The 12,319-nt window shown below is 72.7% G+C and carries 11 protein-coding genes; 2 read left to right on the top strand and 9 right to left on the bottom strand.

The window, feature by feature from the left end; genetic code table 11:
• From ACW9J6_RS24980 to ytfQ, 9 genes are all read right to left on the bottom strand, one after another.
• Positions 1-559: substrate-binding domain-containing protein (locus ACW9J6_RS24980; protein WP_457119145.1), on the bottom strand; the 559-nt coding region annotated here is incomplete at its 3' end.
• Positions 560-692: 133 nt separating this feature from the next.
• Positions 693-1,757, bottom strand: coding sequence for a multiple monosaccharide ABC transporter substrate-binding protein (chvE, locus tag ACW9J6_RS24975; protein ID WP_457119144.1), 1,065 nt, complete (start codon positions 1,755-1,757; stop codon positions 693-695).
• A 61-nt stretch (positions 1,758-1,818) separates the two neighbouring features.
• A complete protein-coding gene (locus ACW9J6_RS24970; RefSeq protein WP_457119143.1) occupies positions 1,819-2,709 on the bottom strand; it encodes an SMP-30/gluconolactonase/LRE family protein in 891 nt (296 codons plus the stop codon).
• The gene (locus ACW9J6_RS24965) at positions 2,709-3,644 is read right to left on the bottom strand and encodes a Gfo/Idh/MocA family protein (protein WP_457119142.1); all 936 of its coding nucleotides are present in this window, start codon (positions 3,642-3,644) and stop codon (positions 2,709-2,711) included. The genes ACW9J6_RS24970 and ACW9J6_RS24965 overlap by 1 nt, the downstream gene beginning before the upstream one ends.
• Positions 3,645-3,677: 33 nt before the next feature.
• Positions 3,678-4,400, bottom strand: a complete 723-nt coding sequence (locus ACW9J6_RS24960; protein ID WP_457119141.1) for a FadR/GntR family transcriptional regulator — start codon at positions 4,398-4,400, stop codon at positions 3,678-3,680.
• Positions 4,397-5,452: a galactofuranose ABC transporter, permease protein YjfF gene (yjfF, locus tag ACW9J6_RS24955; protein WP_457119140.1), complete on the bottom strand. Its 1,056-nt coding sequence runs from the start codon at positions 5,450-5,452 to the stop codon at positions 4,397-4,399. The genes ACW9J6_RS24960 and yjfF overlap by 4 nt, the downstream gene beginning before the upstream one ends.
• Positions 5,449-6,423, bottom strand: a complete 975-nt coding sequence (locus tag ACW9J6_RS24950) for an ABC transporter permease (protein WP_457119139.1) — start codon at positions 6,421-6,423, stop codon at positions 5,449-5,451. The genes yjfF and ACW9J6_RS24950 overlap by 4 nt, the downstream gene beginning before the upstream one ends.
• Positions 6,423-7,955 (bottom strand): sugar ABC transporter ATP-binding protein, encoded by a 1,533-nt coding sequence (locus ACW9J6_RS24945; protein WP_457119138.1) that lies wholly within the window; start codon positions 7,953-7,955, stop codon positions 6,423-6,425. Before ACW9J6_RS24945 ends, ACW9J6_RS24950 begins: the two co-directional genes overlap by 1 nt.
• Before the next feature lie 107 nt (positions 7,956-8,062).
• Positions 8,063-9,007, bottom strand: a complete 945-nt coding sequence (gene ytfQ / locus ACW9J6_RS24940) for a galactofuranose ABC transporter, galactofuranose-binding protein YtfQ (RefSeq protein WP_457119149.1) — start codon at positions 9,005-9,007, stop codon at positions 8,063-8,065.
• 330 nt (positions 9,008-9,337) lie between these two features.
• Here ytfQ and ACW9J6_RS24935 point away from each other — a divergent pair, with 330 nt between their 5' ends.
• Both ACW9J6_RS24935 and ACW9J6_RS24930 read left to right on the top strand, forming a co-directional pair.
• Positions 9,338-10,456, top strand: coding sequence for an aldose epimerase family protein (locus ACW9J6_RS24935; RefSeq protein WP_457119137.1), 1,119 nt, complete (start codon positions 9,338-9,340; stop codon positions 10,454-10,456).
• Complete coding sequence (locus tag ACW9J6_RS24930) at positions 10,453-12,252, top strand: IlvD/Edd family dehydratase (protein ID WP_457119136.1); 1,800 nt, start codon at positions 10,453-10,455, stop codon at positions 12,250-12,252. The genes ACW9J6_RS24935 and ACW9J6_RS24930 overlap by 4 nt, the downstream gene beginning before the upstream one ends.
• The last annotated feature ends 67 nt before the right edge of the window (positions 12,253-12,319 follow it).

The raw sequence follows: 12,319 nt of genomic DNA, 5'->3' as shown, positions 1-12,319 counted from the left end.
TGTCGATCAGCGGCTGCAGCACCGACATCGCGCCGTTGTAGAAGAAGTAGGCGTTGTTGTCGTCGGGCGAGCCGCCGAACAGCTCGATGGTGAACGGCCCCTTCTTGTCCGGGTAGCCCAGCCCCTTGAGCAGGGACTTGGCCTGGAGCACGCCGACCTGGAAGTTGTCGAAGGTGGCGTAGTAGTCGACGTTGGGCGTGTCGCGGATCAGGCGGTCGTAGGCGATCACCTTGGTGCCGCGGGCGGCGGCCTGGGCGAGGACGTCGGAGAGGGTGGTGCCGTCGATGGCGGCGATGACCAGGACCTTGGCGCCCTTGGTGACCATGTTCTCGATCTGGGAGAGCTGGTTGGGGATGTCGTCCTCGGCGAATTGGAGGTCGGTGTCGTAGCCCCGCTCCTTCAGCACCTTCGCGATGTTGTCGCCGTCGGCGATCCAGCGCGCCATCGACTTGGTCGGCATGGCGACGCCGATCGTGGCCTTGCCGGCGGCGAGCGCCGGGCCGGCGATCAGGCCGAGGCCCAGGGCGAGGGCGGCGGCCCTGCGCGTCACTCCGGTCATCGTTTCACTCCCTCGTGCATCATGGGTCAGGACGGCGCGGCGGCCGTCGGGGTGGCTGGGCGGGCCACGCCGCGGACTCGCCGCGGCGCGGGTTCGGGGGTCCGGCGGGCCGGATCCCGTGCGCAACGGACACTCAGCGGATCTCCGCCGCTTTGTAGTATCCGCTCTCCACAAGCACCTTTTCCCAGTTGGACTTGTCGACCACGATCGGAGTCAGCAAGTAAGAGGGCACCACCTTGCGCCCGTTGTTGTAGGTTTTGGTGTCGTTGACCGTCACGGTCTTGCCGGACAGCACGGCGTCCACCATGTCGGCGGTGACGCGGGCGAGGTCGCGGGTATCCTTGAACACCGTGGCGTATTGCTCGCCAGCGACGATCGACTTGACCGAGGGCAGTTCGGCGTCCTGGCCGGAGATGACCGGGAGCGGCTGATTGCCCGAACCGTAGCCGACGCCCTTCAGGGACGAGATGATCCCGATCGAGATGCCGTCGTAGGGGGAGAGCACCGCGTCGACGCGCTTGTCGGCGTAGTAGGCGGAGAGGAGGTTGTCCATGCGGGCCTGGGCGGCGGCGCCGTCCCAGCGCAGGGTGGAGACCTTGTCCATCCCGACCTGGCCGCTGCCCACCACCAGCACCTTGTTGTCGATCAGCGGCTGCAGCACCGACATCGCGCCGTTGTAGAAGAAGTAGGCGTTGTTGTCGTCGGGCGAGCCGCCGAACAGCTCGATGGTGAACGGCCCCTTCTTGTCCGGGTAGCCCAGCCCCTTGAGCAGGGACTTGGCCTGGAGCACGCCGACCTGGAAGTTGTCGAAGGTGGCGTAGTAGTCGACGTTGGGCGTGTCGCGGATCAGGCGGTCATAGGCGATCACCTTGGTGCCGCGGGCGGCGGCTTGGGCGAGGACGTCGGAGAGGGTGGTGCCGTCGATGGCAGCGACGACCAGGACCTTGGCGCCCTTGGTGACCATGTTCTCGATCTGGGAGAGCTGGTTGGGGATGTCGTCCTCGGCGAACTGGAGGTCGGTGTCGTAGCCCCGCTCCTTCAGCACCTTCACGATGTTCTCGCCGTCGGCGATCCAGCGCGCCGAGGACTTGGTCGGCATGGCGATGCCGATGCTCGCCTTGCCGGCGGCGAGCGCCGGGCCGGCGATCAGGCCGAGGCCCAGGGCGAGGGCGGCGGCCCGGCGGGTGACGGTGATCATGCGTGTGCTCCCTTGTGCGTCGGTCATCCGGGGCGGTGCGCCGCCCGTCTCGTGGGTCGCCTCAGGCCTCCCCGAGGCGGATGCGGGGCTCGGGACGTCCGACCGCGTCGGGCGTCACGAGGAAGGTCTGGCCGCCGAGAGGGTCCGCCGCGCGGGCGGCCTCGTCCATGTTCTCGACGGCCGTGGTCACGAGGAGCCGGTCGAGGGCGGCGCCGACGAAGGCCGGGCAGCTCGGCTGCCGGGCCGGGACGGCCACGCTGCGGACCCGCTCGCCCGCCTGCGTGAAGGCGTCGACGCGCGCGCCGCCCCAGCGGGCGATCCACAGGAGGCCGGCCGCGTCCACCACCGCCCCGTCGAGCCCGGCCTCGTCCTCGTGCCGGTACAGCAGGGCCGGTTCGCCGCGGGGCAGGCCGGTCGTCGGGTCGAGGTCCACCCGGTAGAGTTCGCCCCGGCCGGTATCGGCGAAGAAGCCGGTGGCGCCGTCCGCCGTGAAACAGATCGCGTTCGGGATCGTGATGTCCGGGAACAGCCGCGCCACGGCGCCGCCGCGATAGGCGTAGATCGCCCCCGCGCCCGGCTCGGCCGCCCGGCCCATCGTGCTGAACCAGAAGGTCCCGCAGGGATGCACCCGGGCGTCGTTGGAGCGCGTGCCGGGGACGTCGTCCTCCACGGCGACGAGGCGGGTCAGGCGCCCGTCCGCCTCACGCAGGTGCAGCCCGTCCTCCGCCGAGAGGACGTGGCGGCCGTCGCCGGCCACCGCGATCGCGCTCGCCATCAGCGGCAGGGCGTGGACCCGCACCGCGCCGGTATCGGGCCGCGCCTCGAACAGGCGGCGCTCCAGGATGTCGAACCACCACGCGGTGCCGGTGGCGGGGTCGTAGGCCGCGCCCTCGCCGAGGTGGCAGGGCGTGGCGTCGAGGATCGCGACGCCGGCGGGCAGCGGGTCCGCCATCACCAGCCCCCGAAGGCCGGGGCGGTGCGGCGGCGCCCGAGCATGAAGCAATCCGCCGTCAGGGCGAGCGGGCTCAGGTCGGCGTCGCAGGCCCGGCGCGCCACGAGATCGAGGAAGCGCCGGTAGATCTCCCGGTACTCCGTGTCGAGCTCGGAGGGCATGGCCGCGCCGTCGAGGCTGAGCGCCGCCCCGCCGCCCGACAGCAGGTAGGTGCCGCGGTCGGTCTCGATGCGCATGTCCCAGACGGGCGTGCCCGGATGCAGGAACTCGAATTCCGCCCGGATCGGGATACCGGCCGAATCGGCGAGGGCGAGATGGGCGAGCACCGGCGCCTGCCGGTCCTCCGGGAAGGCGAGGTCGGCCGAGACGACGCGCACGGGCCGCGGCAGGATCTCGGTGAGGATCGACAGGGCGTTGATGCCCGGATCGAACACCCCGAGGCCGCCGGGCTCCAGGATCCAGTCCTGGCCCGGATGGGTGCGGCGCACGTCCTCGCGCCAGTCGACGAAGACGGAGCGGATCGCGCAGTCCCGCAGCAGGTTCCGGGTGCGCGCCACCGCCGGTGCGTAGCGCGAGTGCCAGGTCGCGTAGAGCGCCAAGCCCGCCTCCCGGGCCGCCGCCTCGAGAGGCGCGACCTCGCCGAGGGTCGCGCCCGGCGGCTTCTCCAGGAGCACGTGCTTGCCCGCCGCCAGCGCCGCCGCCGCGAGGGCGCCGCGGCCCACGGGCGGGGTGCAGAGCGCGACGGCGTCGAAGGCGGTGCCGGAGGCGAGGAGGGCGTCGAGGGAGGGGGCGTGGGGCAGCCCGTCGATCCCGCCCTCCGGGCTCGCCACCGCCACGAGGTCGAGGCCGGGCGTGGCCGCGATCGCCGGCAGGTGCTGGTCGCGGGCGATCTTGCCGAGCCCGACGATGGCGAGGCGCAGGGGGGAAGCGGACATGCGGGGGGAACTCCGGAGGGGTGGATCGGGGGCTCAGCGGGCCCCGGGCGAGCGGCTGAGGCCGTTGAGGATGACGGCCCGCATGGCCTCGGCGGCCTGCGGGGCGTCGTGGGCGGCGATCGTCTCGACGATGCGGGTGTGGAGCGCCAGCGTCAGCTGCCGGTCCTCCTCCCGCACGGGCGCGCAGAGGCGGAAGGTGGCGCGCAGGGCGGCATCCACCACGCCCTCGATCGCCCGCATGAACGGGTTGCCGGAGGCGGTGGCGACGGCGATGTGGAGGTCGAGGTCGCCCTCCGCGAAACCAGCGGAGCCGGAGGGTTCGCGCACCATCCGGGCGAGGCCGTCGCGCATCGCCGCGAGGTCGGCCTCGCTGCGCCGCGCGGCGGCGAGTTCGGCGGCCCGCGGCTCGACGGCGAGGCGGATCTCGGCGAGGTCCGCGACGAAGCGCCGGTCGATCCCGGTCTCCAGGTGCCAGGCGAGCACGTCGGGATCGAACATGTTCCAGGCGCCGCGCTGGCGCACCACCGTCCCGATCCGCGCCCGCGTGGTCAGCAGGCCCTTGGCGACCAGGGTCTTCACGCTCTCGCGCAGGACCGGCCGGGAGACGCCGAACAGGTCGAGGAGCTCGGCGTCGCCCGGCAGCCGCGCGCCCTCGGCATAGCGCCCTGCGATGATGTCGATCGCGATCGCCCGCGCCACGACGGCGTGACAGGCCCGGGCCGGGCGCGCCCGGAAGACGAGGAGGGGCTCGCTCACGGCCGGAACTCCACTGGCCGGACCGGCGGCTCCGCCCGCGGCGACCCGGCGCCGGCCGGGGTTCCCGCCTCCGCCGCGCGGTCGCCGCCGCCGGGCCGGCGCGGGCGCCCGGCGAGCGCCATCGAACCCTGCTGCAGGGCGATGAAGCAGAACAGCAGCAGGCCGGTCGCGATCTTCGTCCACCAGCTCGACAGGGTGCCGTCGAAGGTGATGGCGGTCTGGATCAGGCCCCCGATCATCACGCCCAGGAAGGTGCCGACCATGCCGCCCTGGCCGCCGGTGAGGAGCGTGCCGCCGATCACCACGGCGGCGATCGCGTCGAGCTCGACGCCCACCGCCGAGAGGGGGGTGCCCGAGGCCGTGTCGAGGGAGAACACGATGCCGGCGAGCGCGGCGAGCAGGCTCGACAGCGCGTAGACCGCCACGGTGTAGCGCCCGACCCGCACGCCCATCAGCCCGGTCGTGTGGCGGCTGCCGCCGAGCGCGAAGACGATCGCCCCGAACCGCGTCGCGTGCAGGAGCACGCCGCCCGCCAGGAACACCGCCAGCATCACGCCGGCCGTGAGGGTGAGCCGGCCGCCGCCGGGCAGGCGCAGGGCGCTGTCCGCGACGAGGCCGTAGAGGGGCGCGTTGATCGGGACCGACTCCGTCGAGAGCAGGAAGCCCGCGCCCCGCGCCAGGAACATGCCGGCGAGCGTGACGATGAAGGGCGGCATCTCGAAGACGTGGATCAGCGCGCCCATGGCGGCGCCGAACAGGGCGGCGGTCACGAGGACGATCGCGAAGGCGGCGAGGGGCGGCAGGCCCCAGCGCTCGATCGCCAGGGCCAGGAAGACCGTCGTCAGCCCGATCACCGACCCGACCGAGAGGTCGATGCCGCCCGCGATGATCACGAAGGTGGTGCCCACCGCCACGATGCCCAGGAAGGCGCTGTCGGTCAGCAGGTTGCCGACCACCCGGGTGGTCAGGAAGGCCGGGTACTGCGTGGCGCAGAGGGCGTAGCCCGCCGCGAAGAGCAGGGCGGCCACGAGGACCGGAAGGTGGCGGCTCATCGCGGGCTCCGCAGGGCCAGGGCGAGCCCCGACAGGCGGGGCGATTGCAGCAGCAGCACCGCCATCACCACCGCCGCCTTGACCACGAGGTTGAGTTCGGGCGGCAGGCCGGAGAGCAGGATCCCGGTATTCATCGCCTGGATGATGAAGGCGCCGAGCACCGCGAGCCCCAGGCTGAACCGCCCCCCGAGGAGGGAGGAGCCGGCGATCACCACGGCCAGGATCGCGTCGAGTTCGAGCCACAGCCCGGCGTTGTTGGCGTCGGCGCCCAGGATGTCGGCGGCCGCGACCACGCCGGCCAGCGCCGCGCAGAGCCCGCTCCAGACGTAGACCGCCATCGTCACCGCGCGCGTGTCGATGCCCGCGAGCGCGCTCGCGCGGGCGTTGCCGCCCGTCGCCTCGATCATCAGGCCGAGGGCCGAGCCGCGCACCACCGCCAGCGTCAGGAGGAGCATGCCGAGCGTCAGCACCACCGGCATCGGCACGCCCAGGACCGCGCCGCCGCCCAGGAAGGCGAGGTCGGGGGAGGAGAAGGTGACGATGCGGCCCTCGGTGATGAGCTGGGCGATGCCCCGGCCGGCCACCATCAGGATCAGCGTCGCGACGATCGGCTGGATGCGCAGCACCGCCACCAGCAGCCCGTTCCACAGCCCGCAGGCGAGGCCCGTCCCGAGGGCGGCGGCGAGCACCACCGGCAGGGGATGCGAATCGGCGAGGCTGGCGGCCACCGCCCCGGCGATCGCCATCACGGCGCCCACCGAGAGGTCGATGCCGCCGGTCGCCACCACCAGCACCATGCCGAGCGACAGCAGCGCCACCGGCGCGCCGCGGTTGAACACGTCGACGAGGCTGCCGAACAGCCGCCCGTCCTGAAGCCGCAGCGAGAGGAATTGCGGCGAGGCGAGCCGGTCGGCGAGGAGCACGGCCGCGAAGGCGAGGAGCTGGGGCGCTCCGGAGCGGAGGAGGCGCATCAGGCGGAGTCCGGCAGGGCCACCGGCTCGGCGGCGATCGCCCGGAGGATGGCGGTGACGTCGACCGCCTCGCCGGCGAGTTCGGCCACCTGGGCGCGGTCGCGCATCACGATCACCCGGTCCGAATAGGTCACGATCTCCTCGAGTTCCGACGAGATCACCAGGAGGGCGAGGCCCTCGTCGCAGAGCCGGCGGATCAGCCGGATGATCTCCGCGTGCGCCCCGACATCGATGCCGCGGGTCGGCTCGTCGAGGATCAGCAGGCGCGGCTCGGTGGCGAGCCAGCGCGCCAGCACCGCCTTCTGCTGGTTGCCCCCGGAGAGGAGCCCGATCGGCCGCTCCGGGTCCGGGGGCCGGATGTCGAGCAGGGCGATGAAGTCGCGGGCGATGGCGTCCTGCGCCTCGCGGCTGAGCGGCCGGAACGGGCCGCGCCGCGCCTGGAGCGCCAGCACGATGTTCTCCCGCACGGTGAGGTCGGCGACGATGCCCTCAGTCTTGCGCTCCTCGGGGCAGTAGCCGAGGCGGTGGCGCAAGGCGTCGCGGGGCCCGGCGATCCGCACCGGTTTCCCATCGAGGAGGATGCGGCCGCGATCGGCGCGCTCGGCGCCGAAGAGCAGGCGGGCCGTCTCGGTGCGGCCCGAGCCGAGGAGGCCGGCGAGCCCCACCACCTCGCCGCTCGCCAGCGTCAGGTCGGCCGGCCGCAGGTAGCCCGCCTTGCCGAGCCCCTCGGCCCGCAGGACCGGCGGGCCGGCCGCCTCCGCCCTCGCCCGGTGGGCCGGCTCGGTCCGTTCCTTGGTCTCGGCGAGGTCGCGCCCGAGCATCGTGCGCACGAGGTCGAGGCGCGGGAAGCGCGCGGTCTCCCGCTCCGTCACAAGCCGGCCGTTGCGCAGCACCGTGATGCGGTCGGTGACCGCGTACACCTGCTCCAGGAAGTGGGTCACGAAGACGATGCCGATCCCGCGGGCGGCGAGGCGGCGCATCACCCCGAACAGGACCGCGACCTCGGCGGTGTCGAGGCTGGCGGTGGGCTCGTCCAGGATGAGGGCCCGGGCCGAGAGATCGACCGCCCGGGCGATCGCCACGAGGTGCTGCACCGCCACCGGGTAGCGGCCGAGCGGCGCGCCGACGTCGATCGACAGGCCGAACCCCGCGAGCAGGGCCTCCGCGCGCCGCCGCATCTCGCGCCCGCGCACCAGCCCGAAGCGGGTCGGCTCGCGCCCGAGGAACAGGTTCTGCGCCACCGTGAGGTTCGCCAGCAGGCCGACCTCCTGGTAGACCGTGGCGATCCCGGCCCGCGCCGCCTCCTCGGCGGAGCGGGGCGCGATCGGCGCGCCGTCGAGGCGCACCTCGCCCGCGTCGCGCCGCACGACGCCGGTCACGGCCTTGATGAAGGTCGACTTGCCCGCCCCGTTCTCGCCGAGGAGGGCGTGGATCTCGCCCCGGCGCAGGGTGAAGTCGACCCCCGCGAGGGCCTGGTGTCCGGCGAAGCTCTTCGAGAGCCCGCGGACGCTGAGGAGGGGCGTGTCGGACAAGGGACGCTCGCGTGAGCCGGGGTCACCCTGGAGCGCCCGGGGGAGCCGCGACGGCCCCGCCGGACGATGCGGCACGGACGGCAAGCCGGGGCGGTGCGCGGCCCGCCTCAGTAGCCGAGGTTCTTCTTGCTCTCGTAGACCTTCAGCGGGTCGTCGGCGGCGGTGTAGAGCTTCGACTCGGTCTGGATCCACTTGGGCGGGACGGTGCCCTTGTCCTTGTAGGCCTTGAGCGCGTCGAAGGCCGGCCCCGCCATGTCCGGCGTCAGCTCGACGGTGGCGTTGGCCTCGCCGGCCGCCATCGCCTTGAAGATGTCCGGCACCGCGTCGATCGACACGGTCAGGATCTCCTTGCCCGGCTTGAGCCCGGCCTCCTTCATGGCCTGGATGGCGCCGACCATCATGTCGTCGTTGTGGGCGTAGACCGCGCAGATCGAGCGGCCGCCGCCCTCCGCCTTGATGAAGCTCTCCATCACCTCCTTGCCCTTGGCACGGGTGAAGTCGCCGGTCTGGCTGCGGACGAGCTTGAGATTGGCGTGCGGCGCGATCGCCGCGTCGAACCCCTTCTTGCGGTTGGTGGCGACGCTCGCCCCCACCGTCCCCTGGAGCTCGACCACGTTGCAGGGCTTGTCGCCCGCGGTCTTGGCCAGCCACTCGCCGGCCACCCGGCCCTCCGCCACGCTGTCGGAGGTCACGGCGGTGAGGTAGAGATCCTTGCCCGACGGGTCGATGTCGCGGTCGAGCAGGATCACCGGGATCTTGGCCTCGCGCGCCTCCTTGAGGACCCCGTCCCAGCCGGTGGCGACCACCGGGGCGAGGAAGATCGCGTCGACCCCCTGCGCCACGAAGGAGCGGATCGCCTTGATCTGATTCTCCTGCTTCTGCTGCGCGTCGGCGACCTTGACGGTGATGCCGCGCTTCTTCGCCTCCTGCTTGGTGACCGTGGTCTCGGCGGCGCGCCAGCCCGATTCGGAGCCGATCTGCGAGAACCCGACGGTCAGCGAGGCGGCGTGGGCACCGGCGGCGGCGCCCGCGAGCGCCAAGCCGAGAGCCATGGCCTTGATGGAGACAGCCCCTCTCATGGTGCGTCCTTCCCTAGATGTCCCGGCGCCTCTTGGGTGCGTTGGGCCTTCGGCTTATGGCACGGGCGCGGCGCCTTGAATAGTCATACCGTAAGACCATTCACATGCCTCTCAGGCATGCCGCAGAGAGAGTATCGGCGCAGCGCCGGTCACGGCCGCAGGGTCGCGCTGACCTCCCACGGGGTCACGCTGGCCGAGGCGGGCGGCCTCCCGCGGCTTGTGCCGCCGGTATTTGTATGAGTATAAGTCGCAACGTCAAGCGAGGATGAGACCCGCCGGGAGCGGGCGCGTGAAGGAGGGAGCATGCCGGAGGATCAGGGCGCCGGGCCTGCGACGGGCGCCGCCGCGCGCCGTCCGTTCGGTTCGCTGCCCGACGGCCGGCCCGTCGAGGAGGTCACCCTGCGCGGGCCCTCCGGCCTGACCGCCCGGATCTGCGCCTTCGGCGCGACCCTGCGCGGCCTGGACGTTCCGGATCGGGCCGGGCGCCCCGCGGACGTGCTGCTGGGTCATCCGGACCTCGCCGCGATGGTGGAGCGGGGCGGGTATTTCGGCGCCAGCGTCGGGCGCTACGCCAACCGGATCCGCGACGCGCGCTTCACCCTGGACGGGCGGGGCTACGCCCTCGCCGCCAATGACGGCCCGAACGCCCTTCACGGCGGACGGCAGGGCTTCGACAAGCGCCTTTGGGACATCGCGGCGGTGACGCAGGGCGATTCGCCCTCGGTGACCCTGCTGTACGTGAGCCCCGACGGCGAGGAGGGCTATCCGGGCACGCTCGCCGTCTCGGCCACCTACCGCCTCGGCCCGGACCGCACGCTCTCCATCACCTACGAGGCGACCACCGACCGGCCGACCATCGTCAACCTGACGAATCACAGCTTCTTCAACCTCGCCGGCGAGGACTCGGGCCGCAGCATCCTCGACCACGTGCTGACGGTCCCGGCCGAGGCGATCACGCCCGTCGACGGAACCATGATCCCGACCGGGGACCCGTCGCCGGTCGCGGGCACGCCCTTCGACTTCCGCGCGCCGACGCGGATCGGCGCGCGCATCCGCGACGGGCGCGACCCGCAGATCCTGCGCGGCCGCGGCTACGACCACACTTTCGTGCTCTCGGCGGCCCCGACGGCGGAGCCGCGCCTCGTCGCCCGGGCCGAGGACCCGGAATCCGGCCGCGTGCTCGACGTCCTGAGCGACCAGCCCGGCCTGCAGGTCTACACCGGCAACTTCCTCGACGGGACGGTGCGGGGCAAGTCCGGCCTCGCCTACCGGCAGTCGGACGCCTTCTGCCTCGAGCCGGGTCTGTTCCCGGACACGCCCAACCGGCCGGATTTCGGTTCGGCCCGCCTCGACCCCGGTGCGACCTACCGCTGCCGCATCGCCTACCGCTTCACCACCAGCCCGGACCAGACCCGCCGATGACCGACGCTCCCGCCCGCCGCACGTTCCGTTCGCGCGCGTGGTTCGACAACCCTGAGAACATCGACATGACCGCGCTCTACCTGGAGCGCTACCTGAATTTCGGCCTGACGCTGGAGGAGCTGCGCTCCGGCCGCCCGGTGATCGGCATCGCCCAGACCGGGTCCGATCTCTCGCCCTGCAACCGCCACCACCTCGTCCTCGCGGAGCGCCTGCGGGAGGGCATCCGCGAGGCGGGCGGCATCGTGCTCGAATTCCCCGTCCACCCGATCCAGGAGACGGGCAAGCGCCCGACCGCGGGCCTCGACCGCAACCTCGCCTATCTGGGCCTCGTCGAGCTGCTCTACGGCTACCCGCTCGACGCCGTCGTGCTCACCACCGGCTGCGACAAGACCACCCCGGCCTGCCTGATGGCCGCCGCGACCGTCAACATCCCGGCCATCGCCCTCTCGGTCGGGCCGATGCTGAACGGCTGGCACAAGGGCGAGCGCACGGGCTCGGGCACCATCGTCTGGAAGGCCCGCCAGATGCTGGCGGCCGGCGAGATCGACGACGAGGGCTTCATCAAGCTCGTCACCTCGTCGGCGCCCTCCACCGGCTACTGCAACACGATGGGCACCGCCTCGACCATGAACTCGCTCGCCGAGGCGCTCGGCATGATGCTGCCGGGCTCGGCCGCGATCCCGGCGCCCTACCGCGACCGTCAGGAGGTCGCCTACCGGACCGGCAAGCGCATCGTCGAGATGGCCTACGAGGATCTCAAGCCCTCCGACATCCTGACCCGCGACGCCTTCCTCAACGCGATCGTGGTCAACACGGCGATCGGCGGCTCGACCAACGCGCCGATCCACCTCGCGGCCATCGCCCGCCACGTCGGGGCGGACCTCTCCATCACCGACTGGCAGACCCACGGCCTCGACGTGCCGCTCCTCGTCAACCTCCAGCCCGCGGGCGAGTACCTGGGCGAGGACTTCTACCGGGCGGGCGGCGTGCCGGCGGTGGTGGCGCAGCTGATGCGCCACGGTCTCATCCGCGAGGACGCGCTCACCGTGAACGGGCGCACGATGGGCGAGAACTGCCGGGACGCCACCATCGAGGACGAGAAGGTGATCCGCCCCTTCGAGCAGCCGCTGAGGGACAAGGCCGGCTTCCTCGTCCTCACCGGCAACCTGTTCGAGGCGGCGATCATGAAGACCAGCGTGATCGGCGAGGAGTTCCGCGCCCGCTACCTGTCGAATCCGGAGGACCCGGATGCCTTCGAGGGGCCGGTCGTGGTCTTCGACGGGCCCGAGGATTACCACCACCGCATCGACGACCCGGCGCTGACGGTGACCCCCGACACGGTGCTGGTGATGCGCGGCGCCGGCCCGGTCGGCTACCCGGGCGCGGCCGAGGTCGTGAACATGCGCCCGCCCGCCTACCTCATCCGCGAGGGCGTGCACGCGCTGCCCTGCCTGGGCGACGGGCGGCAATCGGGCACCTCGGCCTCGCCCTCGATCCTCAACGCCTCGCCGGAGGCGGCGGCCGGCGGCGGCCTCGCCCTGCTGCGCACCGGCGACCGGGTGCGGATCGACCTGCGCCGCGGCCGGGCCGACCTGCTGATCTCCGAGGCGGAGCTGGCCGAGCGCCGCCGCGCCTTCGAGGCGGCCGGGGGCTACGCCTACCCGCCGTCGCAGACGCCCTGGCAGGCGATGCAGCGGGCAGCCGTCGGGCAGATGCATACCGGCGCCATCCTGGAGGGCGCCGAGCAGTTCCAGCGGGTCGCCCAGACCCGCGGCCTGCCCCGCGACAACCACTGACGGGCCGCCCCGGCTCGGGCGCGTCTCCGGGGCCTGCGCCGCGTCGCGGCGGCGGCCCCGGGGATCG

The sequence above is a fragment of the Methylobacterium sp. JK268 genome, assembly GCF_054052225.1.
The sequence above is the reverse complement of the archived record's forward strand: the minus strand, read 5'-3'. Positions and strand labels throughout refer to the sequence as shown.

What these genes read in the sequence shown, in the direction of transcription:
- chvE (WP_457119144.1), bottom strand. Translation starts at nt 1,757, where the DNA reads ATGATCACCGTCACCCGCCGGGCCGCCGCCCTCGCCCTGGGCCTCGGC.
- ACW9J6_RS24970 (WP_457119143.1), bottom strand. Translation starts at nt 2,709, where the DNA reads ATGGCGGACCCGCTGCCCGCCGGCGTCGCGATCCTCGACGCCACGCCC.
- ACW9J6_RS24965 (WP_457119142.1), bottom strand. Translation starts at nt 3,644, where the DNA reads ATGTCCGCTTCCCCCCTGCGCCTCGCCATCGTCGGGCTCGGCAAGATC.
- yjfF (WP_457119140.1), bottom strand. Translation starts at nt 5,452, where the DNA reads ATGAGCCGCCACCTTCCGGTCCTCGTGGCCGCCCTGCTCTTCGCGGCG.
- ACW9J6_RS24950 (WP_457119139.1), bottom strand. Translation starts at nt 6,423, where the DNA reads ATGCGCCTCCTCCGCTCCGGAGCGCCCCAGCTCCTCGCCTTCGCGGCC.
- ytfQ (WP_457119149.1), bottom strand. Translation starts at nt 9,007, where the DNA reads ATGGCTCTCGGCTTGGCGCTCGCGGGCGCCGCCGCCGGTGCCCACGCC.
- ACW9J6_RS24935 (WP_457119137.1), top strand. Translation starts at nt 9,338, where the DNA reads ATGCCGGAGGATCAGGGCGCCGGGCCTGCGACGGGCGCCGCCGCGCGC.
- ACW9J6_RS24930 (WP_457119136.1), top strand. Translation starts at nt 10,453, where the DNA reads ATGACCGACGCTCCCGCCCGCCGCACGTTCCGTTCGCGCGCGTGGTTC.